General features: G+C 58.5%; 19 protein-coding genes and 4 tRNA genes. 18 read left to right on the forward strand and 5 right to left on the reverse strand.

Features of this window, described 5'->3' with window-relative positions; translation table 11 throughout:
* Nucleotides 1-25 precede the first annotated feature (25 nt).
* From msrB to OU997_RS17080, 3 genes are all read left to right on the forward strand, one after another.
* Complete coding sequence (msrB, locus tag OU997_RS17070; RefSeq protein ID WP_108486525.1) at nucleotides 26-421, forward strand: peptide-methionine (R)-S-oxide reductase MsrB; 396 nt, start codon at nucleotides 26-28, stop codon at nucleotides 419-421.
* A 109-nt stretch (nucleotides 422-530) separates the two neighbouring features.
* On the forward strand, nucleotides 531-1,016 hold the full coding sequence (locus tag OU997_RS17075) for a glutathione peroxidase (RefSeq protein WP_108486524.1): 486 nt from the start codon (nucleotides 531-533) through the stop codon (nucleotides 1,014-1,016).
* Nucleotides 1,013-1,489 carry a MarR family winged helix-turn-helix transcriptional regulator gene (locus OU997_RS17080; protein ID WP_267807711.1) on the forward strand — a complete coding sequence of 159 codons (477 nt, stop codon included), beginning with the start codon at nucleotides 1,013-1,015 and terminating at the stop codon, nucleotides 1,487-1,489. Before OU997_RS17075 ends, OU997_RS17080 begins: the two co-directional genes overlap by 4 nt.
* Here OU997_RS17080 and OU997_RS17085 read toward each other — a convergent pair.
* The gene (locus tag OU997_RS17085) at nucleotides 1,465-3,777 is read right to left on the reverse strand and encodes a response regulator (RefSeq protein WP_267807713.1); all 2,313 of its coding nucleotides are present in this window, start codon (nucleotides 3,775-3,777) and stop codon (nucleotides 1,465-1,467) included. The two genes, OU997_RS17080 and OU997_RS17085, sit on opposite strands and share 25 nt — an antisense overlap.
* Before the next feature lie 99 nt (nucleotides 3,778-3,876).
* Between OU997_RS17085 and OU997_RS17090 the strand changes: the two genes are divergently transcribed.
* Nucleotides 3,877-4,770: an ATP-binding protein gene (locus OU997_RS17090; protein ID WP_267807714.1), complete on the forward strand. Its 894-nt coding sequence runs from the start codon at nucleotides 3,877-3,879 to the stop codon at nucleotides 4,768-4,770.
* Nucleotides 4,763-5,245, forward strand: a complete 483-nt coding sequence (locus OU997_RS17095; RefSeq protein ID WP_108486520.1) for a GAF domain-containing protein — start codon at nucleotides 4,763-4,765, stop codon at nucleotides 5,243-5,245. Before OU997_RS17090 ends, OU997_RS17095 begins: the two co-directional genes overlap by 8 nt.
* 68 nt (nucleotides 5,246-5,313) lie before the next feature.
* Here OU997_RS17095 and OU997_RS17100 read toward each other — a convergent pair whose 3' ends face one another.
* Together OU997_RS17100 and OU997_RS17105 are read right to left on the reverse strand one after the other, a co-directional pair.
* Entirely contained in the window at nucleotides 5,314-5,976 is a 663-nt protein-coding gene (locus OU997_RS17100; RefSeq protein WP_267807715.1) for a glutathione S-transferase family protein, read from the reverse strand.
* A gap of 35 nt (nucleotides 5,977-6,011) precedes the next feature.
* Nucleotides 6,012-6,782 carry a hypothetical protein gene (locus OU997_RS17105; protein WP_108486518.1) on the reverse strand — a complete coding sequence of 257 codons (771 nt, stop codon included), beginning with the start codon at nucleotides 6,780-6,782 and terminating at the stop codon, nucleotides 6,012-6,014.
* 220 nt (nucleotides 6,783-7,002) lie between these two features.
* Between OU997_RS17105 and OU997_RS17110 the strand changes: the two genes are divergently transcribed.
* From OU997_RS17110 to OU997_RS17125, 4 genes are all read left to right on the forward strand, one after another.
* Nucleotides 7,003-7,078: transfer RNA gene (locus OU997_RS17110), tRNA-Glu, on the forward strand.
* 35 nt (nucleotides 7,079-7,113) lie between these two features.
* Nucleotides 7,114-7,189, forward strand: a tRNA-Gly gene (locus OU997_RS17115).
* 43 nt (nucleotides 7,190-7,232) lie between these two features.
* A tRNA-Glu gene (locus OU997_RS17120) sits at nucleotides 7,233-7,308 on the forward strand.
* Between the two features lie 20 nt (nucleotides 7,309-7,328).
* Nucleotides 7,329-7,404, forward strand: a tRNA-Gly gene (locus OU997_RS17125).
* Between the two features lie 125 nt (nucleotides 7,405-7,529).
* Here the strand turns inward: OU997_RS17125 and OU997_RS17130 are convergent.
* Together OU997_RS17130 and OU997_RS17135 are read right to left on the reverse strand one after the other, a co-directional pair.
* The gene (locus tag OU997_RS17130) at nucleotides 7,530-7,940 is read right to left on the reverse strand and encodes a PA2817 family protein (RefSeq protein ID WP_108486517.1); all 411 of its coding nucleotides are present in this window, start codon (nucleotides 7,938-7,940) and stop codon (nucleotides 7,530-7,532) included.
* A 66-nt stretch (nucleotides 7,941-8,006) separates the two neighbouring features.
* The gene (locus OU997_RS17135; protein ID WP_267807717.1) at nucleotides 8,007-10,454 is read right to left on the reverse strand and encodes an acyl-CoA dehydrogenase; all 2,448 of its coding nucleotides are present in this window, start codon (nucleotides 10,452-10,454) and stop codon (nucleotides 8,007-8,009) included.
* 151 nt (nucleotides 10,455-10,605) lie between these two features.
* On the opposite strand from OU997_RS17135, the gene OU997_RS17140 reads away from it, so the two are divergent.
* The 9 genes from OU997_RS17140 to OU997_RS17180 all read left to right on the forward strand — a co-directional run bounded on the left by OU997_RS17140 (nucleotide 10,606) and on the right by OU997_RS17180 (nucleotide 24,337).
* On the forward strand, nucleotides 10,606-11,265 hold the full coding sequence (locus tag OU997_RS17140; RefSeq protein ID WP_267807719.1) for a transglutaminase-like domain-containing protein: 660 nt from the start codon (nucleotides 10,606-10,608) through the stop codon (nucleotides 11,263-11,265).
* Between the two features lie 207 nt (nucleotides 11,266-11,472).
* Nucleotides 11,473-12,405, forward strand: coding sequence for an ABC transporter ATP-binding protein (locus tag OU997_RS17145; RefSeq protein ID WP_108486514.1), 933 nt, complete (start codon nucleotides 11,473-11,475; stop codon nucleotides 12,403-12,405).
* A gap of 11 nt (nucleotides 12,406-12,416) precedes the next feature.
* Entirely contained in the window at nucleotides 12,417-13,196 is a 780-nt protein-coding gene (locus tag OU997_RS17150) for an ABC transporter permease (RefSeq protein ID WP_108486576.1), read from the forward strand.
* 90 nt (nucleotides 13,197-13,286) lie between these two features.
* On the forward strand, nucleotides 13,287-14,318 hold the full coding sequence (locus OU997_RS17155) for an efflux RND transporter periplasmic adaptor subunit (protein WP_267807720.1): 1,032 nt from the start codon (nucleotides 13,287-13,289) through the stop codon (nucleotides 14,316-14,318).
* Entirely contained in the window at nucleotides 14,315-17,383 is a 3,069-nt protein-coding gene (locus OU997_RS17160; RefSeq protein ID WP_267807722.1) for an efflux RND transporter permease subunit, read from the forward strand. Before OU997_RS17155 ends, OU997_RS17160 begins: the two co-directional genes overlap by 4 nt.
* 185 nt (nucleotides 17,384-17,568) lie before the next feature.
* Complete coding sequence (locus OU997_RS17165) at nucleotides 17,569-19,053, forward strand: type I restriction-modification system subunit M (RefSeq protein WP_267807724.1); 1,485 nt, start codon at nucleotides 17,569-17,571, stop codon at nucleotides 19,051-19,053.
* A complete protein-coding gene (locus OU997_RS17170; RefSeq protein WP_267807726.1) occupies nucleotides 19,050-20,243 on the forward strand; it encodes a restriction endonuclease subunit S in 1,194 nt (397 codons plus the stop codon). The genes OU997_RS17165 and OU997_RS17170 overlap by 4 nt, the downstream gene beginning before the upstream one ends.
* A 46-nt stretch (nucleotides 20,244-20,289) precedes the next feature.
* Nucleotides 20,290-22,251, forward strand: a complete 1,962-nt coding sequence (locus tag OU997_RS17175) for a DEAD/DEAH box helicase (protein ID WP_267807727.1) — start codon at nucleotides 20,290-20,292, stop codon at nucleotides 22,249-22,251.
* A 91-nt stretch (nucleotides 22,252-22,342) separates the two neighbouring features.
* Complete coding sequence (locus OU997_RS17180; protein ID WP_267807728.1) at nucleotides 22,343-24,337, forward strand: RNA-binding domain-containing protein; 1,995 nt, start codon at nucleotides 22,343-22,345, stop codon at nucleotides 24,335-24,337.
* Nucleotides 24,338-24,343: the final 6 nt, after the last annotated feature.

Here is a 24,343-nt window from a genome sequence, read left to right on the forward strand (position 1 = left end):
GGCATTTTTATTGAGGATTGTGACCATGGATAAGCTGGAAAAACCCCTGGACGTCTGGCGCGAGGAGCTTTCTGAGGAACAGTTTCATGTATGTCGCCTGGGCGGTACCGAGCGTGCCTTCACCGGCCAATACCATGACAGCAAGGTGCCGGGTATTTATCACTGTGCCTGCTGTCAGGCCGCGTTGTTTGACTCCGATGCCAAGTACGATTCCGGTAGCGGCTGGCCCAGCTATTTTCAGCCGGTCAGCAGTGAGGCCATCGCCAGTCTGGACGACTTCAGCCACGGCATGCACCGCATCGAAGTGAAGTGCGTCAAGTGTGATGCCCACCTGGGGCATGTGTTTCCCGATGGGCCGGCGCCAACAGGGCTGCGTTATTGCATCAACTCTGCTTCGCTCAAGCTGGTGCCGAAAGCTTAAGGCCATCGCATAGGCCTGCATTAGCGGGCCTTATTTTGGTTTAATTAAATTGCATGCAATTTAATTGCTCGCTATCTTACGTCTACTCCCACTTTCCAGGATGGCCAGCATGAGCAACGCACTCTTCGATATTCCGGTTACCACCATCAAGGGCGAGCAGAAAACCCTTGCCGACTTTGGTGGCAAGGCCGTGCTGGTGGTCAATACCGCCAGCAAGTGTGGATTTACGCCGCAGTACAAGGGGCTGGAAAACGTCTGGCAACAGTACAAGGACCAGGGGCTGGTGGTGCTGGGCTTCCCCTGCAATCAGTTCGGCAAGCAGGAACCGGGTGATGAGGGCGCGATCAGCGAGTTCTGTGAGCTGAACTTCGGCGTCAGCTTCCCGCTGTTCAAGAAGGTCGATGTGAATGGCAGCGATGCCCATCCGCTGTTCGTCAACTTGAAGAAAAGTGCGCCAGGACTGCTGGGCAGCCAGGGCATCAAGTGGAACTTCACCAAGTTCCTGGTCAGTGCCGATGGCAAGGTGATCAAGCGCTTCGCTCCGACCACTAAACCTGAAGACCTGACAGCCGAGATCGAAGCGCTGCTGAAATGACTCAGGCCAGTCTGTACGCGGATGATGAAGGGCTGCAGCTGGACAAGCAGCTGTGCTTCAAGCTGTACGCCGCTTCACGGGCAGTGATCCGTGCTTACAAGCCGATGCTTGATCATCTCGGCCTGACGTACCCGCAGTACCTGGCCATGCTGGTGCTGTGGGAATGGCAGCAGCAACCGCCGGCACTGCCGACGGTCAAAGCGCTGGGTGAGCGACTGTTGCTGGATTCCGGCACGCTGACGCCGCTGCTCAAGCGTCTGGAGTTGCAAGGGCTGTTGCAGCGCAAGCGGTCGCTCAGCGATGAGCGTGAGGTGCACCTGGCCCTGACGGACGCTGGCTGGGCTCTGCGTGAACAGGTACTGCCGTTGAAAAGCCAGTTGCTGTGTGAGCGGGGTGTCGACCTGGATGCCCTTGCGGCGTTGCGCAGCCAGGTTGGCGGGCTATTGGATCAGTTTATGACGCTTAACCACTGATCAAGCAGTGCCGCCAGCTCATCCTTGCGGAAGGGCTTGGCCAGGTAGTCGTCCATCCCGGCCGCGCGGCAGCGGTCGCGCTCGTCGGCCAGGGCATTGGCTGTCAGGGCGATGATTGGCAATTTAGCAATTGCCTCTTTCTGGCGAATCCGGCGAGTGGTCTCGTAGCCGTCCATGACCGGCATGTTGCAGTCCATCAGGATCAGATCGACGTTCTGCGTTTCCAGCAGGCTCAGGGCCTCAGCCCCATGGTTGGCCAGCAGCACCTCGCAGCCGAGTTTGCCCAGCATGCCCTTGGCCACCAGTTGATTGACCGGGTTGTCTTCCACTAACAAAATGCGCGCTTGCCGGCTGCGCGGTGGTTCGCTGGCCGTCAGGTTTGGCAGGTTGTCACCCTGGTTCAGGTTATGGCGCAACGCCCGCACTAGTGTGTGGCGTGATACCGGCCTGGCCAGTTGTTCTATGGGGGCTAGATTTTCTACTTGCTCGCTGCTGAGGAAATTGCCGTAGGCGCTAACAAGCAGGATGGGCAGGCTGGAGGTCTGCCGCAATTCCTGCAGGCGCTGCGGGCAATCACTGATCAGCAGGTCGGCGTGCAGGTCCTGCAGTGAGCTGTCGATATCCAGTTGCCGATAGTCCAGCCCCCAGTTCGGCAGCAGGCTGGTCAGTTGCGCATTGAGTCCTGAGCTGGCAGTGATCAGCCCGACAATACGCCCATGCAGTTGCGCTGGCTGCGGTTTTCCACCCAGGCTGGGAAGGGGCAGGTCGACGCGAAAGGTGCTGCCAAATCCTTCGCGGGTTTCCAGGCTGAGCTGCCCGCGCATGGCCTCACAGAGCCGGCGAGTCAGTGCCAGCCCCAGTCCGGTACCACCAAACTGGCGGGTGATGCCAACTGCGGCCTGCGCAAACGGATGGAAGATACGGCTTTGTGCGTCCTCGGCGATGCCAATTCCAGTGTCGCGCACGATGATCCTGACACCGTTGGGCTGAGCGCTGACACTGATGTCGACGCGACCGTAACGGGTGAATTTCAGGGCATTGGACAGTAGATTGCTGACGATCTGTCTGACCCGGGTCGGGTCGCCTAGCAGTTGTCCTGACAAGTGTTGGTCGATCAGGGTGGTCAGTTCTACTCCGGGGGCGGCATTCTGTGACAGCAGGCTGGCGGTTTCCTCAATCATGCTGCCGAGATCGAAAGGAATCTGCTCAAGTTCAAGCTGGCCAGCCTCGAACTTCGACAGGTCAAGAATATCGTTGAGCAATTCGACCAGTACCTTGCCGGAGTCGTGTGCGATCGACAGTTGCTGGCGCTGCTCGTTGCTCAGCGGTCCATCCAGTGATAGCGCCAGCATGCCCAGCAAGCCGTTCAGTGGGGTGCGAATCTCATGGCTCATGTTGGCCAGGAAGGCTGAGCGCGCTTGAGCCATGTCCAGCGCGGTACGCCTGGCCTCTTCTAGTTCGCGGTTGGAATCGAGCAATCGGCTATTGGCTGCCTCCAGTTGTTCCGTTCGTGCTGAAACCATGTCTTCCAGTTCACCTAGGTATCGGGTCAGGCGTGATTCAGCCTGTTGGCGTTGCTCGATTTCGCTGGCAATGCTGGTTAGCTGGCGGTTGGTCACATCAACCAGTACGCCGATCTCATCGCGATTATGACCGCGCGGATAGGGCAGCTTGGCATTACTGGTGGTGCGCAAGTCACGTTCACTGAGGGCACGGATAAAACTGGTCAGAGGCTTGGTTAGCATGAAATAGAAAAGAACCAGCAGGATCAGCGACAGCAGCAGGCTGCGGGCAAAACCGGTCAGCAGTGTCAGCAGCGAACGATTGAGGAAGTGGCTGCCAAACGCATAGGTATCCACTTCCAGGATGAGCTTTCCCAGTGCCTCTTCGGGGGCGTGGCTGACGAACAGAGCAGTTTCAAAGTGTCGGCGCTGACCAAACATCAAGTCGCTGAGTATCCGGTAGCGGCTTTCCAAGGCTGGGCGGCTGACGCTGGCGAGGGTCATTTGGTTGTTGTCGATGATTTGCGCGTTGATCACTGCAGGTGAGCGCAACAGTCCCAGCACCAGTTCCTGAGCCAGTTCGGCGTCGATGTTGTAGGCGATACGCGCAGCCGGGTTATGGCTGATTTCCATCAGTGCATTGATCTCGCGGTTGATGGACGCGTCTTCGCTGGCATAATCGACGCCCACCTGCACCAAGCTGAGCACCGTGCCAAGGATAAAAGCCACCAAAACGGTCAAGCCGGCCTGTTTGAATGACAGACGTTGGGTTAGCGCTATATCCATATGGGGCCGGTCATTCTCATGTTGAGTCGCAGGCCAAGCATAGCCCAAGTGATTTACCACACGGCAGTGTCTGGGCTGCCGGAAACTCTGGAGTGTGTTGTGGATTCGCGTTTAGGTGATTTTTTAGTGCGTGCCGAGGCACTTCTGGTGCGCCTTGATCCTTTATTGCCAGCTGTGCATGCGCCAATCGATTGGCCGCAAAGTCTGGCTGCCCGGTGGCAGCGTGAAGGGCGTAGCGGTTTTCTGAGTCCGCTCAACGTCAGTCTGGATATGCGGTTAAGTGACCTGATTGGGGTGGACCGGCAGCGTGAACAGTTGGCGCGCAACACCCGGCAGTTTATTCAGGGGTTACCGGCCAACCATGCCTTGCTTTGGGGCGCGCGCGGTACAGGGAAGTCCTCGCTGATACGTGCTCTGCTGGCCGAATATGCCTCGGCGGGTTTGCGCTTGATTGAAGTCGAGCGCGATCACCTGGCCGATCTGCCGCGTATCGTCGAACAGTTGAGCGGCTTGCCGCAGCGTTTTGTGCTGTTCTGCGATGACCTGTCGTTCGAAGCCGGTGAGGGTGATTACCGCATGTTGAAAACCGTGCTCGATGGCTCTCTGGAGCGTGCACCGGACAATGTGCTGCTGTATGCCACGTCTAACCGTCGTCATCTGCTGCCGGAAAAACAAAGCGATAACGAGAACTGGCAACGGGTGGAAGGCGAGCTGCATCCCAACGAGGCGGTGGAGGACAAGATCGCGCTGTCCGATCGTTTCGGCTTGTGGTTGTCGTTCTACCCCTTTAGCCAGGAGCATTTTCTTGATGTGGTCAGGCATTGGGTGGAGGTGCACGCTGCCCCGGCTGGGCTGGTCTGGAAGTGGCATGAGGAACTGGAGAAGGCTGCACTACGTTGGGCCTTGGGCCGCGGTAACCGAAATGGCCGCTGCGCCTATCAATTCGCCCGTGACTGGGTTGGACTGCAATTAGTGAGTAAGGCGGATGATTGATTTACAACAAAGCGGGCAAGGGCTTGACGGCTATCCACTGCTGGTGGCGCAACTGCAGGCATTGCTGGCCGATGAGCGAGATTTTATTGCCAATGCGGCGCAGTTTTCGGCGTTTCTGTTTCAGGAACTGAGCGATCTGAACTGGGCGGGTTTCTACTTGGCTCGTGGTGAGGAGTTGGTGCTCGGGCCGTTCCAAGGCAAAGTCGCCTGTGTGCGGATTCCCTTTGGGCGTGGTGTGTGCGGCGCAGCAGCGGCTACTGGGCAGACCCAGCGCGTTGAAGATGTGCATGCCTTTGCCGGGCATATTGCCTGTGACAGTGCCTCCAATAGCGAGCTGGTGGTGCCGTTGTTCAAGGATGGACGCCTGCTCGGTGTGTTGGACCTCGACAGCCCACGGCTGGCGCGGTTTAGCGCAGCGGATCAGGCCGGCATCGAGAGGCTGGTCGAGGTATTTGTCGAGCTGACTGATTGCTGAGTCAGGCCTCAATGCAGGAATAAAAAGCCCGGCAATCGCCGGGCTTTTTATAGGTAGATGGCGATGACTCAGGCATTGGCGCTCATTTTGGCGAGCATCTTCAGTTCGCCCGGCAATACCCCCTGTACTGATGAGCGAGACTTGATTCGTGTGTAGTGGGCACTGAGGTTAGGCCAGCGCTGCGGATCCAGTATCTCGGCACCATGCTCCATGTTGATCAGCTGACAGGTCACGGCCAGATCCGCGAGCGTCAGGTAGTCGCCGAGAAAATACTCTGCGTTACCGAGAGTCTTTTCCAGGTAGTCGAAATGCGCGGGCAGCTTTTCGGTCAATGCTTTCTGGACTGACTCCTCATCACAGAGCTGGCCCATGCTGGGTTTCAAGGCACGATTACGGAATACGCTGAAGGTGCAGAGTGGAGCCAGTTCGTAGTCAGCATACTTTTCCAGCCAGCGAACCTGCGCACGCTGTTCGGCTGTGCGCCCCAATAGGCTTGAGTTGTGTGGGTATTTATCATCCAAGTACTGACAGATAACGCTGGAGTCAGCCAGGCTGAAATCGCCATCTTTGAATGATGGAATGCGTCCCAGGGGGCTTAGCTCGCGGTACCAGGCGGGCTGGCCGAAGGGCAGGATGATTTCTAGTTGATAGTCGAGGGCCTTTTCGGCCAGGAACAGGCGAACCTTTCTTACGAAAGGGGACAGGGGGGCACCATAGAGGGTCAGGCTCATGAAGCATGCTCACTGAGTAAAATGACTGCAGTCTGTCAGTCGTAGATATTTTTCTTCTTCCACTCGTTATCGCTATTCATCGACTCAAGGCCAGCATCCAGTTCACTGGGCAGATCAATGCTGGGTTTGCTGGTTTCCAGTACCAGTGCATTGGCACGTGCCAGTTGTTCTTCGAATTTTTTGAGTGCACCTTGGTAAGGCGCAGGATCGGGCTGTTTACGCAGATACTGTACCCCGCGCTCGAAGGCCAGACGGGCTTGACCCGGTTGATTTTGATGCAGTGCCTGCTGGCCGATATTGCTAAAAAATTCAATGTGTACTTGGGTCAGCATCTGGCGTATTTCCTTCAACCAGTGCCTGGCTTCATTGGTACTGATGCTCCCTTCTTTGGCGCAACGTGTCAGTTGAGCGTGCAGGCTCTCCAGCTGGAAGCGCACCTCTTTGGCTTTGACTTCGTTAATGATTGGTTGAGCGGGGTTGGCAATGGAAATGGCTTCGCCCTGTGTGAGCATCAGGCGCAACTCTTCCACACGAGCTTTCAACGTGCTGTTGCTTTTATCCAACGGTAGAATTTTTTCCGCAAAATGCAGCTGCAGGCGGTTGAGAAGCTGTTTGAGTGCGGGGGTCATGAACTGGCCGGGCAGGGTTTCGCTCAGCACTTCACAACGGCGAAGGCGATCATTCAATTCAGCTTTGATACGCGACTTCTCCAGCTTGCTGCTCTCGATCATATGATTGATGTAGGCAATGCCAATCAGGATGACGATGCCCGTCACAATCAAAATGGTAATCACGAGTGGGGACATGATGGAGCCTCTCGTTCCCGGTTTTTCGTCCGAGTGTAGTGCCTTAGGCAAAGGCCTCATAGATCTGCATCACATTAAGGGCTGAAGTCGTTGATTTATAAAATTTTTTACATTGAGGTTGACGAGCCTTGAAAGGCTCCATAGAATGCGCGCCACTTCATCGCGCAAAGCCAAACAGCGAAGCGCATGAAAGCCGGACAAGTTGTATTTTCCGGGCAGCGTCCCCTTCGTCTAGTGGCCTAGGACACCGCCCTTTCACGGCGGTAACAGGGGTTCGAGTCCCCTAGGGGACGCCACTTTTTAATGAAGTGTGCTGAAAACCAAGTTTTATGCGGGAATAGCTCAGTTGGTAGAGCACGACCTTGCCAAGGTCGGGGTCGCGAGTTCGAGTCTCGTTTCCCGCTCCAAATTAAGGTGATCTGCTCAGGCAGATAGCCGACAAGTTCCAAGGTCCCCTTCGTCTAGTGGCCTAGGACACCGCCCTTTCACGGCGGTAACAGGGGTTCGAGTCCCCTAGGGGACGCCATTTTTTGTACCAAGTTGTATGCGGGAATAGCTCAGTTGGTAGAGCACGACCTTGCCAAGGTCGGGGTCGCGAGTTCGAGTCTCGTTTCCCGCTCCATTTTCTTTCGATAGAAAGCATCAAAAACGCCGCTCACTGAGCGGCGTTTTAGTTTCTACTGTTTTTGATGCATGTAAAAAAGCCCGCCGGTTATGCCGTGCGGGCTTTTTGTTTCTGGCTGAGGCTCAGTGCTTGCCGCCCTGAGCGGGCATGCTCAGCAGCTGCTTTTCCTGATTCCAGTCGAAGGGTGCGTCGTTTTCTTCGGCGTAGAAGCGGCGTTCTTCGAGGGTCTGGTACATCTCGATTTCTTCATCCGGCATGAAGTGCAGGCAGTCACCGCCGAAGAACCACAGCAGGTCACGCGGTACCAGGTGGGCGATTTGCGGGTAGCGCTGGAAGATCTGACTGATCAGGTCCTGGCCCAGGTAGAGGCTGGCCTCTGGATCGCTCGGCAGGTCGCTGAGCAGCTCGTCGTAGCGCTCCAGGTACATGGCATGGCTGTCATCGAGAATCTGCTCGGCTTCGCCCAGGGCGACCAGAATGGTGCGCAAGTGCTGCAGCAGGGCGAGGTGATGGTCGATGTGAGTGTTGGCCATGGGGCAATCCTGTAGGTAAAACGGGCGCGCAAGTATAAGGCTCACGCCGCCCGCTGTCCCGTCGGTTTAACGCACCTTGCCGGAGCCTAAGGTCAGTTCCTCCTTGGCGAAGTCGTCGACATCAATCACCACCCGCCGCGCCGCTTCGGCCTGCTGCAGGCTGTGCGCCTCTTCCGGGTTGAGAACCCCAGCAGCCAGCGCGGCATCGATCAGGCTTTGCTCTGGCAGTTCCTGTAGCTGGCCGGCTTTGACGGCCTTGTGCAGTTTCTTCTGCAGCCCCTGTACGTCTTGCAGCAGGTTCATCGCATATTGCAGAGCACCCACCGGGTCCTGTTCAGCTTGTGGGCGATAGCAGCCTTCGAGCAATTCCTCCAGCGCCGGATCGCCGCTGTTACGGCCGATAATGCTGGCTACTTCGGCGTCCAGTTCATCGCGTGGGCCTTTGTGACGGCGGCCCAGCGGCAATACCAGTACGCGCAGAGCGCAGCCGAGCAGTTTGCTGGGGAAGTTGCTGAGCAGCTCTTCCAGCGCTTGTTCGGCCTTGCCCAGGCTTTCTTCTACGGCCCAGCGCAGCATGGGTTGTGAATGCTCCGGATAACCGAGGTCGTGGTAGCGCTTGAGGGCCGCCGATGCCAAGTACAGATGGCTGAGCACATCACCCAGGCGCGCTGACAGGCGTTCGCGGCGTTTCAGTTCGCCGCCGAGCAGCATCATGCTGGTGTCGGCGAGCAGGGCGAAGGACGCTGCCAGGCGGTTGAGCGCGCGGAAATAAGGGCGGCTGATGCGGTCACCCGGCACCTGACTGAACACGCCAAAGCCGAGGCTGAGCAGCAGGCTGCTGGCGGCGTTGCTGACGGCAAAGCCGATATGTTGCAGCAGCAGCTCATCGAATTCCTGCAGTGCCTGATCCTGATCGGCGTGGCTGGCCAGGGTCATTTCTTTGAGCACGTAGGGGTGGCAGCGAATCGCGCCCTGACCAAAGATCATCAGGTTGCGCGAAAGGATATTGGCCCCCTCCACGGTGATAAAGATCGGCGCACCCTGCCAGGAGCGGGCCAGATAATTGTTGGGGCCCATGACGATGCCCTTGCCGCCGTGCACGTCCATGGCGTGGCTGATGCATTCGCGGCCGCGTTCGGTCAGGTGGTACTTGAGGATGGCCGAGAGCACTGAGGGTTTTTCGCCCAGATCCACCGCATTGGCAGTAAGGATGCGTGCGCTGTCCATCAGCCAGGCGTTACCGCCGATACGTGCCAGGGCTTGCTGAATGCCTTCGAAGGCTGAAAGCGGCACGTTGAACTGCTCGCGTATCTGGCTGTACTGGCCGGTGGTCAGGCTGGTGAACTTGGCTGCGCCGGTGCCGACTGCCGGCAGGGAGATGGAGCGGCCCACGGACAGGCAGTTCATCAGCATCATCCAGCCCTTGCCGAGCATCTCCTGGCCACCGATCAAGTAATCCAGCGGGATAAACACATCCTTGCCTGAGTTCGGGCCGTTCATAAAGGCGGCGCCGAGTGGCAGGTGGCGGCGGCCGATTTCGACACCAGGCGTTTCGGTGGGTACCAGAGCGAGGCTGATGCCCAGGTCGTCCTCTTCACCCAGCAGATGCTCGGGATCGTAGGCTTTGAAGGCCAGGCCGAGCAGGGTGGCGACCGGGCCGAGGGTGATATAGCGCTTTTCCCAGTTCAGACGCAGACCGATCACTTCCTCGCCTTGCCACTGGCCTTTGCAGATGATTCCGGTATCCGGCATGGCGCCGGCGTCGGAGCCAGCCAGGGGGCCGGTGAGGGCGAAGCAGGGGATGTCTTCACCGCGGGCCAGGCGCGGCAGGTAATGGTCGCGCTGCGCCTCGGTGCCGTAGTGCAGCAGCAGTTCGGCCGGGCCGAGAGAGTTGGGCACCATTACGGTGGAGGCCAGGTCGCCGGAGCGGGTGGCCAGCTTCATGGCCACCTGGGAGTGGGCATAGGCGGAAAAGCCCTTGCCGCCGTATTGCTTGGGAATGATCAGGGCGAAGAAGCCGTGTTGCTTGATATGCGCCCAGGCCTCAGCGGGCAGGTCCATCTGCTGGCCGATCTGCCAGTCACTGACCATGGCGCACAGCGCTTCTGTGGGGCCATCGATAAACGCCTGCTCTTCTTCGGTGAGCTGCGCCTTGGGGTAGGCGAGCAGGGTGTCCCAGTCCGGGCGGCCGCTGAACAGCTCGCCATCCCACCACACTGTGCCGGCTTCGATGGCGTCGCGTTCGGTGGTCGACATCGGCGGCAGCACGCGCTTGAACCAGGCAAACAGCGGTGCAGTGAACAGGCTGCGGCGTTGTTGCGGCAGCAGCAGAGGCAAGGCCACGGCTAGCAGGAGTAACCAGAGTAGGCCCATCAGCCAGACCGGTGCATGGCTGAACACGCCCATCAGAATCAGCAAGCCGGTCACGATGCCCAGTGCGGGCAGAGGCGCGGTGCGGCGGTGAGCGAGTAAGGCCGTGCCAAGCAGCAGGGCGAGTAACCAGAGAGCGAGCATGCGGAATCCTCCATGATGACGATGCGTTGTTACGCACCATCACGAGCGTAGTCGTCATTGATGGCGACAAGAGCGGTGAGCTTGGCCGAATCGTCGTGGCATTGGTCGGACTCGCGTCGGTAGACTGGTTTCTCAGTCATGGAGAACCCTGATGCGTGAATACCTCGAGCCCGGCCGCTTCATCGATAGTGACCACCCCGCGCTGGTGGAGTTCGCAGAAAAATTTCGTGGCGCCAGTCGAGACCCGCGCGAACAGGCCGTCAGCCTGTACTACGCGGTACGTGATGAAATCCGTTACAACCCCTACGTATTCAGCCGTGATGCCGAGACGTTGAAGGCCAGCTACGCATTGCAGGCTGGGGAGAGTTATTGCGTACCCAAGGCCACCTTACTCGCCGCCTGCGCCCGCCATTGCGGCATTCCGGCGCGCATCGGCCTGGCCGATGTGCGCAACCACCTGGCCACTCCACGGCTGTTGGAGATGCTGCGCAGTGAAGTATTCGCCATGCACGGCTATACCGAGTTGTACCTCGCGGGTCGCTGGGTCAAGGCCACGCCCGCGTTCAACCTGGCGCTGTGCCGGGTATTCAAGGTGGCGCCGCTGGAATTCGATGGCCTAAGCGACAGCGTATTTCACCCGTTCAACCAGCAGGGCGAGCGTTATATGGAATACCTGCATGACCACGGCCAGTTTGCCGATGTGCCGGAGCCGCTGTTCTTCGATCATCTGGCTGCATGCTACCCACATCTGTTTGCCGATGACGCGCTGTTGATCAGTGGCGACTTCGCCGCCGAGGCCGTGCCCGGCTGATCTATCGACAGGGCTGATAAGCACCATCGGAAACGGCCGGGTTTAATCTGCCCCTGGCGCTGGTAGGCTGCTGCCCAGCCGTGGGGGCGGCAGTTTTGCGCAAAGATGCTGTGGTGGAGAGGTTCCAGGCGCTAGACTTGGGCCACTTCGCGCTGCAGGCGCAGCCCCTCTTGAATTTCTTTTATCTGATCAGGTGTGCGCATTTTTATGAGTACTGCTCTGTCCATTCGCCAGTTGACCAAGACCTACGGCAACGGCTTCCAGGCGCTGCATGGCATCGACCTTGACGTGGCTGAAGGTGATTTCTTCGCTTTGCTCGGCCCCAACGGTGCCGGCAAATCCACCACCATCGGCATCCTCTCGACCCTGGTGACCAAGAGCAGCGGCACGGTCAATGTGTTTGGCCACGATCTGGACAAACAGCCTTCGGCGCTCAAGCGCTGCCTGGGTGTGGTGCCGCAGGAATTCAACTTCAACCAGTTCGAAAAGGCCTTCGACATCGTCGTGACCCAGGCCGGTTATTACGGTATCCCGGCAAAAATCGCCAAGGAGCGCGCTGAGCAGTACCTCAACCAGCTTGGTCTGTGGGGCAAGCACAATGTGCCGTCACGCGAGCTGTCCGGTGGGATGAAACGCCGCTTGATGATTGCTCGCGCGCTGGTGCATCAGCCGCGTCTGCTGATTCTCGATGAGCCGACGGCTGGGGTTGATATCGAACTGCGCCGCTCGATGTGGAGCTTTCTTAGCGAGCTGAATGAGCAGGGCATCACCATCATTCTCACCACCCATTACCTGGAAGAAGCCGAACAACTGTGCCGCAACATCGGCATTATCGACCACGGGCGGATTGTCGAGAACACCAGCATGAAGGACCTGCTGAAAAAACTGCATGTGGAAACCTTCCTGCTCGACCTCAAGGATGCCCAACTGGTACCGCCGCAGCTGATCGGCTATCCCGCACAACTGCTCGATGCGCATACCCTGGAAGTGCAGGTGGACAAGGCGCAGGGCATTACCGAGTTGTTCCGCCAACTGGCGCAGCAGAAGGTGGAGGTGCTGAGCCTGCGCAATAAAACCAATCGCCTGGAGGAGCTGTTTGTCTCCCTGGTGGAAAAGAACCTGGCGAAGGTGGCGGTATGAGCACGGCATATTTGAACTCTGAATTCACCGCCAACATGGTGGCGCTGCGCACCATCGTCTACCGCGAGATACGCCGCTTTACCCGCATCTGGCCGCAGACCCTGCTGCCGCCGGCAATCACCATGGTTCTGTACTTCGTGATCTTCGGCAACCTGATCGGCAGTCAGATCGGCGACATGGGTGGCTTCACTTATATGGAGTACATCGTGCCGGGGCTGATCATGATGTCGGTGATCACCAACTCCTACGGCAACGTGGTGTCGAGCTTCTTCGGCAGCAAGTTCCAGCGCTCCATCGAGGAACTGATGGTCTCGCCGGTGTCGCCGCACATCATCCTCACGGGGTATGTGATCGGTGGCGTACTGCGCGGCCTGGCAGTGGGTGTGATCGTCACCGTGCTGTCGTTGTTCTTCACTCATCTGCAGGTGCATCACCTCGGTGTCACCGTGCTGGTGGTGCTGTTGACGGCCACCATCTTTTCCTTGGGTGGCTTTATCAACGCCGTGTATGCGCGCAACTTTGATGATATTTCGATCATCCCGACCTTCGTGCTGACGCCACTGACCTACCTGGGCGGGGTGTTCTATTCGATCAACCTGTTGCCACCGTTCTGGCAGACGGTGTCGCTGGCCAACCCCGTGCTGCATATGGTCAACGCCTTTCGTTATGGCATTCTCGGCGTTTCCGATATCCGTATCGGTGTGGCCATCGGTTTTATGCTGGTCGCCACCGCCGTGCTTTATGGCGTGTGCATTCGCTTACTGGTTAGCGGTCGGGGCATGCGCCAGTAAGCGGCAGCCAACATCGGGAAACATTTTTAACGGCTGATCTGCGCGGCTCGGCCGTTAGGCTCGGCCTCTAAAACGAATTAGGGGTTGTATATGTTTGCCCGCGCACCTGCTTTGCTCGGTACCGTCTTTCTCGTGTGTTCGCTTGTCAGTGTGCAAGCGCACGCCAATGAAGGGCCGCTGGTCGAGGCGGTCAACGTTGAGCGACGCCTGGTGCGTGATGAGCTGGTGACTTTCGGTTCGCTGCGGCCTGACGAGTCGGTGATGATTCGTCCGGAAATCGCCGGGCGCGTGGCGCAACTGCATTTTCGCGAAGGCCAGCGTGTCGACGCGGGGGTGCTGCTGGTCAGCCTGGATGATGCGATCACCCGTGCCGAACTGGCGCAGGCTCAGGCCAATCTGAACCTTGCGGAAAAGAACTTTCAGCGCGCGCAGATGCTGTTCAAGCGCGGTGCCAGTAACGCCCAAGCGCTGGATGAAGCCAGCGCCCAGCAGCAGGCCTCACGTGCCAGCCTGGCGCTGTCCCAGGCACGCCTGGACAAGACGCGCATTGTCGCTCCCTACGATGGCGTGCTGGGTTTGCGCGCCGTCAGCCCCGGTGATTACCTCAGCGAAGGCCAGGACATCGTCAATTTGGAAGTACTCGATCCACTCAAGGTGGATTTCCGCATTCCGCAAAAAGCCGTCAGCCAGATCCGCCTTAAGCAGCTCATTGAAATAAGTCTGGATGCCTATCCGGGCGAGCACTTCACCGGTGAGATTTTCGCCATCAACCCACGCCTGGACGAAGTCGGACGCAGTCAGGCGATTCGCGCGCATATCAGCAACAGCGATGGCCGCCTGAGCCCAGGGCAGTTCGTGCGGGTCTCGGTAATCCTCGCCGAACGGCCGAATGCCCTGGTGATTCCAGAAGAGGCCATCATGCCGGTGGGCGACAAGCTGCTGGTCAACCTGGTGGTCGAGGGTAAGGTCGAGGTGCGCGAGGTCAAACTGGGCAAGCGCCTGGCTGGCATGGTTGAGGTGCTGGAAGGCCTGCAGGGTGATGAAACCCTGATCAGCGCTGGCTGGCAGAAGGTTCGAGCCGGTGCGCCGGTACGCACCAAGGTGGTGGAGCAAGCGCCATGACCCTGTCGGACATCTGCATCCGTCGGCCGGTATTTGCCACCGTACTCTCGCTGATTGTGGTGCTGCTCGGGCTGATGGCCTATGACCGTCTGGCCGTGCGCGAGTACCCGAATATCGACGTACCGATTGTCACGGTCAACGTCACTTACCCGGGGGCCAGCCCCGAGATCATGGAGTCCCAGGTCGCGCAGCCGATCGAGGATGTGCTGTCGGGCATCGATGGGCTGGATTTCGTCAGCTCGATCAGCCGTTCGGAAAATACCCAGATCACTGCGCAATTTCGCTTGGGCAGCAACTCCGATGAGGCTGCCAACGATGTGCGCGATCGACTGGGCCGGGTGCGCGGCCTGCTGCCGGATGAAATCGCCGAGCCCATCGTGCAGAAGGTTGAGGCCGACGCCCAGCCGGTGATCTGGATTGCCTTCTACAGTGAACGTTACAGCGCCATGGAAATCACCGATGTGCTGGAGCGGGTGATCAAGGATCGCCTGCAGACCATCCCTGGCGTTTCCGAAGTGCAGATTCGCGGCGCGCGCACCTTTGCCATGCGCATCTGGCTGGACCCGGGAAAGCTTGCCGCGCATAACCTCACCGTACAGGGCGTGGAAGACGCCCTGCGCCGGCAGAACGTCGAGATTCCTGCCGGGCGTATCGAATCGCAGCAACGCGAATTTACCGTGCTCTCGGAAACCGACATGAACACCCCGGAGCAGTTCAACCAACTGATTCTCGATGATTCGCGTGGTTATCTGCTGCGCCTGGCCGATGTGGGCTATGCCGAAATCGGCGCCAAGGATGAACGCAGCATCGTCCGTTATAAGGGTAAACCTGCGGTGTCGATGGGCATGATCAAGCAGGCCACGGCCAACCCGCTGGACATCTCCGACGGCCTGGCTGAGGCGATGCCGGATATCCGCTCGCTGTTGCCGGAAGGCATGGAAATGGCGGTGGCCAACGACAACTCGCAGTTTATCCGTGAGTCGATCAACAACGTCTTCGTCACTATCTGGGAAGCGGTAGGGCTGGTCATCCTGATCATCTTTATCTTCCTGCGTTCGCTGCGCGCCACCATCATTCCGCTGGTGACCATTCCGGTATCACTGATCGGCGCATTTGCCCTGATGTCGTTGATGGGCTTTACCATCAACACCCTGACCCTGTTGGCCATGGTGCTGGCTATCGGCTTGGTGGTGGACGATGCCATCGTGATGCTGGAGAACATCCACCGGCATATCGAAGACGGCATGTCGCCCATGCAGGCAGCGCTCAAGGGCAGCCGTGAGATTGCCTTTGCGGTCATCGCCATGACCCTGACCCTGGCCGCGGTATTTGCCCCCATCGGCTTTATGCAGGGCACCACCGGCAAGCTGTTTACCGAGTTCGCCTGGACCCTGGCCGGCGCGGTGCTGGTATCCGGTTTTGTTGCCCTGACCCTGACCCCGATGATGTGTGCGCTGCTGCTCAAGCCGCATCAGGTCGGCGAGCGGCGTAACCGGGTGTACAACCTGATCGAGAATTTCCTCAATGGCCTGACGTACAGCTACAAGCATCTATTGGCCAAAGCACTGAGTGCCTGGGTGTGGGTCGTGGGCGTGTTGTTGCTGGCTATGCTGGCCTGCGTGCTGCTGTTCTCAGGGCTTAAATCCGAGCTGGCGCCCACCGAAGACACCGGCACCATCATCGGCGTGTTCAATGGCCCGGATGGTGCCACCATCAACTACACCGGACGCTATGCCCGCGAGGTAGAGGCCGCCTACGCCAGTATCGCCGAGACCAACCGTTATATGGTGATTGCCGGCTTCCCGACGGTGGCCCAAGGCATCTCCTTTATGAAGCTGGAGGACTGGGCCGACCGTTCGCGCAGCCAGTTCGAGATTCGTAACGAGTTGCTGCCCAAACTGCAGGACATCGCCGGGGTGCGCGCCTTCCCGGTCAATCGCCCGCCGCTGGGGCAGAGCGCGCGTAACCAGCCGGTGAACTTCGTGATTCGCTCGTCGATGGAGTACAGCGAGCTGCAGGGCTATGTCGATGAATTGCTCAACTCGCTGCGCGATTATCCGGGGCTGGAAAGCCTGGACAGCGACCTCAAGCTCAATGCGCCGCAGCTGAAAGTCGCGGTCAACCGCGAGCAGGCCGTGGCCGTGGGTACTGATGTGGCGACCATTGGCCGTAGCCTGGAAAGCCTGTTTGGCAGCCGTCAGGTGACGCGCTTCAAGCAGAACGGTGAGCAGTACGACGTGCTGGTGCAGTTGCAGGGCGTGGACCGCAGCAACCCGCAAGATCTCGACCGGGTTTATGTGCGTGGCCGCGATGAGAGCATGGTGCAACTGTCCAATCTGATCGAGGTGCGCGAGACCGTGGCGCCGCGCGAGCTTAACCACTTCAACCAGCTGCGCGCGGTAACGGTGAGCGCCAACGTCGGCGCCGGCTACACCCTGGGTGAAGCCCTGGCGCATCTGGAGACTAAGGCGCGCGCGGTGTTCCCGCCGGAGACGCAGTACGATTACACCGGCACCTCGCGGGATTTCAAGGAGTCCAGCGCCGGCATTGCGCTGATCTTTGCCCTGGCCCTGGCGTTTATCTTCCTGGTACTGGCGGCGCAGTTTGAGAGCTTTACTGACCCGCTGATCATCCTGTTCAGCGTACCGCTGTCGATGGCTGGTGCCTTACTGGCGCTGACGCTGTTTGGCGGCACCTTGAACATCTATTCGCAGATTGGGTTGGTCACGCTGATTGGTCTGATCACCAAGCACGGCATTCTCATTGTCGAATTCGCCAACGTCCTGCTGCGTCAGGGCATTGAACTGCGTACGGCGGTGATTGAGGCCTCCGTGCAGCGTCTACGGCCGATTCTGATGACCACCGGGGCGATGGTGCTGGGCTCGGTGCCGTTGGCCATGGCCACCGGGGCCGGGGCTGAGAGCCGTCAGCAGATTGGCTGGGTGATTGTGGGCGGCTTGTTGGTCGGCACCTTCTTTACCCTGTTTGTCATCCCCACGCTGTACATGCTGCTGCGCCGTTGGCAGCCGATCCACGCGCAGGATGAGGCGCTGGCGGTTGCGTAGGATGGGTTGAGCGAAGCGATACCCATGCCGTTCTGATGGGGTACGGGCATCTTAGCGGTGTAGCCCGCCAGCCGTTACACTGCACCCCCTTTTCCAGACCGGCGTTTTGCCGGTTTGCTCTTATTGCCCGCAGCGTCCATACGCCGGGCAATATATTCACTATTTAATTCAGGCAGTCAGACACAGTGATCACAGGCGCTATCAAATCCCAAGTTGACCAGATCTGGAATGCGTTCTGGAGCGGCGGTATTTCCAACCCCATGGAGGTCATCGAGCAGATGACCTACCTGCTGTTTATCAAGCGCCTCGACGAGTTACAGACGGTCAAAGAACGTAAAGCGGCGCGCACCGGGCAGCCGATTGATAAGCCGATTTTCAGCCCCTACCAGGCGCATTTGCGTTGGGCGGCGTTCAAGGCCCTGGGGGATCCGGCCAGCCTCTACACCCTGGTGGCCGACAAGGTATTCCCCTTTATCAAAACCCTCGGCGGCGAGGATGGCCAGTCCACCTACGCCGCACACATGAAGGATGCGCGCTTCACCATTCCCAACCCGGCGCTGCTGGCCAAGGTGGTGGACATGCTCGACGCCATCCCCATGGAAGACCGCGACACCAAGGGCGACCTCTACGAGTACATGCTCGGCAAAATCGCCAGTGCCGGGCAGAACGGCCAGTTTCGCACGCCGCGGCACATCATCAAACTGATGGTCGAGATGATGGCCCCCAAGCCGTCGGATACCATTTGCGACCCGGCCTGCGGCACTGCCGGCTTTCTGGTGGCAGCTGCCGAGTATCTGAATACCCACCACAGCCACGAGCTGTACCAAGACGCCGCCAGCGCCAAGCGCTTTAACCACGACACCTTCCACGGCTTCGACTTCGACAGCACCATGCTGCGTGTCGGCTCGATGAACATGCTGCTGCACGGCGTGGAAAACCCGGCGATTGAAAACCGCGATTCCCTCAGCGAAGGCCATGCCGGGGTGGAAGGGCAGTTCAGCTTGATCCTGGCCAACCCACCGTTTGCCGGCAGCCTGGACTACGAGAGCTGCGCCAAGGATCTGCAGCAAATCGTCAAAACCAAAAAGACCGAGCTGCTATTCCTCGCCCTGTTCCTGCGCCTGCTCAAGGCTGGTGGCCGCGCCGCCGTGGTGGTGCCCGACGGCGTACTGTTCGGCTCCAGCAAAGCGCACAAAGCGCTGCGGCAGATGCTGGTGGAAGAACACAAGCTGGACGGCATCGTCTCCATGCCCTCGGGCGTATTCCGCCCCTATGCCGGGGTGTCCACCGCGATTTTGCTGTTTACCAAAACCAACTCCGGCGGCACCGATCACGTCTGGTTCTACAACATGCAGGCCGACGGCTTCTCCCTGGACGACAAGCGCAACGAGCTGGACGCCAGCCAACACGAAACCAACAACCTGCCGGATATCATCAAACGCTGGCACAACCGCACCACCAGCGTCGGCCTGGACCGCACCGCCCAGAGCTTTCTGGTGCCCAAGGCCGAGATCGTCGGCAATGACTACGACCTGTCGATCAACCGTTATAAGCAAGTGGTGTACGAGCAAGTGCACCACGAGTCGCCGCAGAAAATCCTGGCCGAGTTAAAGGTGTTGGAGGCGGAGATAATGCGAGGGATGGATGAGTTGGAGGGGATGTTGAAGTGACCTCGGTGGCCTTTCCCGCAAAGAAAATTGAAGACTTTTGCCGTACTGGTAGCGGCGGTACTCCCTCGCGTTCTAAGCCCGAATATTTCGATGGCGGTGCTATTCCCTGGGTCAAGTCCGGCGAGCTGAAGACTCGCTTTGTAAGCAGTACTGAGGAGTCGATTACAGATGCCGCAGTGGAGCAGTCGGCAGTCAAGCTTGTACCCAAAGGCGCGCTGTTAATTGCAATGTATGGTGCAACCGTAGGCGAGGTTTCCGAACTCGCAATGGACGCCACTACGAATCAAGCGATATGCCATATCGTTCCTGATCCAAACCTTTGCGACCGTGGATACCTATATCAATATCTCTCAGCCATTAAGCCGGAGCTGCTTGATCGCCGGGTTGGTGGCGGTCAGCCCAATATTTCACAAGCAATCATTAAATCTTTAAGTGTCCCGCTCCCGCCACTCCCCGAGCAGCGTCGTATCGCAGCGATTCTGGACAAGGCCGACGCGCTGCGCGCCAAGCGCCGCGAAGCTATCGTCAAGCTCGATCAACTGCTGCAATCCGTATTTCTCGAGATGTTCGGCGACCCGGTGACGAATCCGAAGGGATGGCCCGAAACTGATTTTCTTGGCGATGTCGCTGATATTTGCTCTGGAATTACCAAAGGTCGGCGAACAACGGAAGAGACCCGAGAGATTCCATATCTTGCAGTGGCCAATGTTCAAGACCGTCACCTAAAGCTGGGCTCAGTTAAAACGATCTGTGCAACAGACGCGGAGATAGGCAGATATCGGTTGGCTGTGAACGATCTGTTGTTAACTGAGGGCGGCGATCCTGACAAGCTTGGAAGGGGAGCGCTATGGGACGGTTCGATTGCAGAGTGCATTCATCAAAACCACGTCTTTAGGGTTCGAGTAACCTCGCCTGCAATTGATCCAGTTTTTCTGAACTGGCTAGTTGGTAGTGCGCGCGGCAAGCGGTATTTTCTCAGTGTGTCGAAGCAGACTACGGGGATCGCATCGATAAATATGACGCAGCTAAAGAAGTTTCCGTTGCTGACTCCACCCATCGAACTGCAAATGCAATTTGCTCAAGCGGTGTCGAAAATCGAGGTACACCAACGAGAGTTAGAAAAGGCAGAAGTTACTGCTCACCAACTGTTTCAGTCTTTACAGCAGCAAGCGTTCGCAGGACAGCTCTAAACCGTAGGGTGGATCACGCTTCACCGATCCACAAAGCGGCGTCACGATGGATGATAAAAGCGTCATCCACCCTACGAACAACCTGTGCTCCCAGCACGCCAAGGAACAGGCAACCCATATGGCTCAATTCTTCCCTACCCGCACCACCTGCCGCTTCGACACCCCTGGCGAACGCCGGCTGGCCGAGCGCCTGGAGAAGAAGCTCGAAGACGATTACCTGTGCTGGTTCAATATCCCGGTGGGGCCAAAGGCCTTGCAGCCGGATTTTGTGCTGATGCATCCGCTGCGCGGGGTGCTGGTGCTGGAGGTCAAGGACTGGAAGCTGGACACCATCCAGAGCATGGATCGCGGCCAGGCGAAGATCTTTGCCGATGGCCTGCTGAAAACCCAGAAAAACCCGATGATGCAGGCGCGCGCCTACGCCATGGAAGTGGTGATGATGCTGCAGCGCGACCCGGCGCTAAAACAACCCGCCGGCTCGCCACGGGCCGGCAACTTGATTATGCCGTTCGGCTGGGGCGTGGTGCTGACCGCGATCACCCGCAAGCAGTTCGAGGGCACGGACCTGGCCGAGGTGCTCAACCCGCAACAGGTGCTGTTTCAGGATGAAATGACCGAAACGGTGGACGCCGAAGCCTTCCAGCAACGCCTGTGGGATATGTTCCACCATGTATTCCCGTGCCAGTTGAGCCTGCCGCAGATCGACAGGGTGCGCTATCACCTGTACCCCGAGGTGCGGGTCAATGTGCTGCCAGGGCAGTTCGGTTTGTTTGCTGAACAGGACGCGCCCCTGCCCAGCCTGATCAAGGTCATGGACTTGCAGCAGGAGCAACTGGCGCGCTCGCTGGGCGAGGGGCATCGGGTCATCCACGGCGCGGCCGGCAGCGGCAAGACCATGATCCTCGGTTATCGCTGTGCGCACCTGGCGCAGGTGTCGAGTAAGCCGGTGCTGGTGCTGTGCTACAACAAATCCCTGGCCGGGCGCTTGCAGCAGGTGCTGGCAGAGCGCGACCTGAGTGACAAGGTGGTGGTGCGTAACTTCCACGCCTGGTGCTCGGACATGCTCACCGCCTTTAACGTCGACCGCCCGGACCCCAAGTTGTCGGTCAACGCCAAGATGGCGCAGATGGTCGAGAACACCATCGACGGCGTCGACCGTGGGCAAATCCCCCGCGCCCAGTACGCAGCGGTGCTGATCGACGAGGGCCATGACTTCCAGCCCGAGTGGTTCAAGCTGGTGGTGCAAATGATCGATCCGGAGAGCAATTCGCTGCTGGTGCTGTACGACGATGCGCAGTCGATCTACCGCGGCAAGGGCGGTAAAAGCGGCATGGATTTCAGCTTCGCCAGCGTCGGCATTCAGGCCCAGGGCCGCACCACCATCCTGCGGCTGAACTACCGCAATACCGTGGAGGTGCTGTCGGTGGCGCGGGCCTTTGCCATGGAACTGCTGACCGCCCGCGATGCCGCTGAAGACGGCGTGCCCATCGTCGCGCCACAAAGCGCCGGGCGGCGGGGCGCATTCCCCGAGCTGCTGCGCTGTGAGTCGGATTGGCAGGAGCATAACTGCATCGTTGAGCGCATCCGCGACGAACAAGGCCAGGGCCGCGCGCTGGATGACATGGCAGTGATCTATCGCAGCACCGCCCAGGCGCAACGCATCGAACGGGCCTTGAGCGAGGCCGGCATCGCCTTCGCCTCGGGCCAGTCGGCCAAGGGCCGTGGCACGTTGTATGGCCGCGAGGATGCAGTCAAGATCGTCAGCATGCATTCGAGCAAGGGCCTGGAGTTCGGCCTGGTGCTGATCCCCCATCTGGGTGAAATGCCGAAGAAGGGTGAAGACGAAGTCGACGAGGCGCGCCTGCTGTATGTGGCCATGACCCGCGCGATTGATCGGCTGGTGATGACCTACCGCGAACCTTCCAGCTTTACCCGCAGGATTCAGGACTCAATCGGCAGCGTGCGTCAGCACCTGGACGAGATGGACGCACAGAAGGCAGTCGGATAATGAGTAGCTCTATGATGAATTACGCAAAAAATATCGTATCGAGTGAGTTCACTAGTCAGATGGCGCGTCTTGTTGCCGTCAGGTCGCGAGCATGATCGATCTTCACTCACGTGCCGATCTTGAGCTGTTGCGCGAGTCTATTGACCTGGAATGCAAACTGGCTGGAGGTCGGGACGGGCAAGGTGCTTTGCCAGAGGATTTTTGGCCGACTTATAGCGCCTTCGCCAATACAAATGGTGGTGTGGTAGTGCTGGGTGTGCGCGAGAAAAAAGGCCAGTTCCTGCTGGAAGGTATTACCAACCCAACAAAGGTACGCAAAGAGCTATTTGATAATCTGAATAACCGGCAAAAGGTCAGCGCTAACCTGTTGAGTGATGACCACGTTCGTGAAGTGATGATTGAAGAGCGAACGTTGCTGGTGGTTGATATTCCGCGCGCCAACCGCAAGCAACGTCCGGTTCACCTCACTACCAACCCCTTCGGTCATACCTATCGTCGCCTCAACGAGGGTGATCGGCATATTGCCGATGAAGATGTACGGCGGATGATCGCTGAACAGGTGGAGGACAGTCGTGATGATCGCATTCTCAAGGGCTACCACCTGGAAGATCTGTGTCCTGAGACTCTGCGCGCTTATCGTCAAGTGTTAGGCAACCGCGAGCCAGCTCATCCTTGGAATACCCTGGACGATCAGGAGTTTCTGCGTCAAATCGGCGGCTGGCGGCGCGACCGAGAAACGGGGGTTGGTGGCCTGACCCTGGCCGGCCTGTTGATGTTTGGCTGGATGACCTCGATACAGGAAGAGCTGCCCAACTACATGCTCGACTACCAGGAGCGCCCAGAGGCTAAAACCGAGTTGCGCTGGCTGGACCGCATCACTCTAGACGGTAAATGGTCGGGCAATCTCTATGACTTCTATCGCAAGGTCTACCTCAAACTCACCGGTGAGTTGAAAGTGCCTTTTGCTCTGGAGAAGGGTGAGCGCAAGGATGAAACACCGATCCACGTCGCCCTACGCGAGGCCTTGGCCAATGTGTTGGTGCATGCCGATTACTCTGATCGGGCTTCGGTTTTGGTGGTCAAGCGCCCTGACATGTTTGGCTTTCGCAACCCAGGACTAATGCGCGTGCCGCCAGAAATTGCCATTCGCGGCGGTGAGCATGACTGCCGCAATCGCACCTTGCACAAGATGTTCCGCCTGGTTGGCGTGGGCGAGCAAGCCGGCTCGGGCATCCCCAAGATCTACGATGGTTGGGGTGGCCAGCATTGGCGTACGCCGGCGTTGTACGAGCGTAGCGAGCCTTACAACCAGACACTGCTAGAACTGCGTATGGTCGATTTGTTGCCTGAGGATGTAGTGGTAGCTCTGCGTCTGCAGTTCGGTTCGGGCTTTGATGCGCTGCAACGCAACGAGCGCTTGACCTTGGCCGCTGTCGTCTCCGAGCGCACCCTCAGCCATGCCCGTGTCATGGAATTGACGGGTCTCCATCCAGTTGAGTCTACGCGTCTGCTTCAGGGCCTTATCCGCAATGGCTTTCTGGAAAGCCACAATCCCGGCCGTGGTGCGGTTTATTGCTTGCCGGGTTCCGCATTGCCCAGGCCTGAAGAAGTATTTGGCGATGGCTTCGGATATTTACCGGAAAGCTCCGGACATTTGCCGGACAGCTCCGGACATTTGCCGGTCAGCTCCGGACATTTCACGGCATTACCCCTTGCTGGTGCATCTATTGATCGTGTTGAGCAGCGTGACAATCACGGACGTTTGCTGACTGCGATCCTCGACGCTCCGGTTATTGACTCGCTTAAATATCTGGATGGAACTTATCGCGGCCAACTGGAAGCTATAGCTCAAGCACCACGAACCAGAGGTAAGTTGGAGCCCGAAGAGATGCACGAAGTGATCCTTGCCCTTTGTCGAGGCCACTATGTGACCGGTAGCAGTCTGGCTGAGTTGGTTGGGCGCAGCGCAGACGCTTTTCGCAAACAGCATTTGAGGCCTCTGGTGCAGCAGGGCAAATTGCAGTTCGCCTTCCCAACTGCGCCAACCCATGAAATGCAGGCCTACCGCACAACGGAAAGTGAGTAGTCAATT

Origin of the sequence: Pseudomonas sp. SL4(2022), assembly GCF_026625725.1 — a bacterium.
Lineage (GTDB): Bacteria > Pseudomonadota > Gammaproteobacteria > Pseudomonadales > Pseudomonadaceae > Aquipseudomonas.

What these genes read in the sequence shown, in the direction of transcription:
- msrB (WP_108486525.1), top strand. Translation starts at nt 26, where the DNA reads ATGGATAAGCTGGAAAAACCCCTGGACGTCTGGCGCGAGGAGCTTTCT.
- OU997_RS17075 (WP_108486524.1), top strand. Translation starts at nt 531, where the DNA reads ATGAGCAACGCACTCTTCGATATTCCGGTTACCACCATCAAGGGCGAG.
- OU997_RS17080 (WP_267807711.1), top strand. Translation starts at nt 1,013, where the DNA reads ATGACTCAGGCCAGTCTGTACGCGGATGATGAAGGGCTGCAGCTGGAC.
- OU997_RS17085 (WP_267807713.1), bottom strand. Translation starts at nt 3,777, where the DNA reads ATGGATATAGCGCTAACCCAACGTCTGTCATTCAAACAGGCCGGCTTG.
- OU997_RS17095 (WP_108486520.1), top strand. Translation starts at nt 4,763, where the DNA reads ATGATTGATTTACAACAAAGCGGGCAAGGGCTTGACGGCTATCCACTG.
- OU997_RS17100 (WP_267807715.1), bottom strand. Translation starts at nt 5,976, where the DNA reads ATGAGCCTGACCCTCTATGGTGCCCCCCTGTCCCCTTTCGTAAGAAAG.
- OU997_RS17105 (WP_108486518.1), bottom strand. Translation starts at nt 6,782, where the DNA reads ATGTCCCCACTCGTGATTACCATTTTGATTGTGACGGGCATCGTCATC.
- OU997_RS17130 (WP_108486517.1), bottom strand. Translation starts at nt 7,940, where the DNA reads ATGGCCAACACTCACATCGACCATCACCTCGCCCTGCTGCAGCACTTG.
- OU997_RS17135 (WP_267807717.1), bottom strand. Translation starts at nt 10,454, where the DNA reads ATGCTCGCTCTCTGGTTACTCGCCCTGCTGCTTGGCACGGCCTTACTC.
- OU997_RS17140 (WP_267807719.1), top strand. Translation starts at nt 10,606, where the DNA reads ATGCGTGAATACCTCGAGCCCGGCCGCTTCATCGATAGTGACCACCCC.
- OU997_RS17145 (WP_108486514.1), top strand. Translation starts at nt 11,473, where the DNA reads ATGAGTACTGCTCTGTCCATTCGCCAGTTGACCAAGACCTACGGCAAC.
- OU997_RS17155 (WP_267807720.1), top strand. Translation starts at nt 13,287, where the DNA reads ATGTTTGCCCGCGCACCTGCTTTGCTCGGTACCGTCTTTCTCGTGTGT.
- OU997_RS17160 (WP_267807722.1), top strand. Translation starts at nt 14,315, where the DNA reads ATGACCCTGTCGGACATCTGCATCCGTCGGCCGGTATTTGCCACCGTA.
- OU997_RS17175 (WP_267807727.1), top strand. Translation starts at nt 20,290, where the DNA reads ATGGATGATAAAAGCGTCATCCACCCTACGAACAACCTGTGCTCCCAG.
- OU997_RS17180 (WP_267807728.1), top strand. Translation starts at nt 22,343, where the DNA reads ATGATCGATCTTCACTCACGTGCCGATCTTGAGCTGTTGCGCGAGTCT.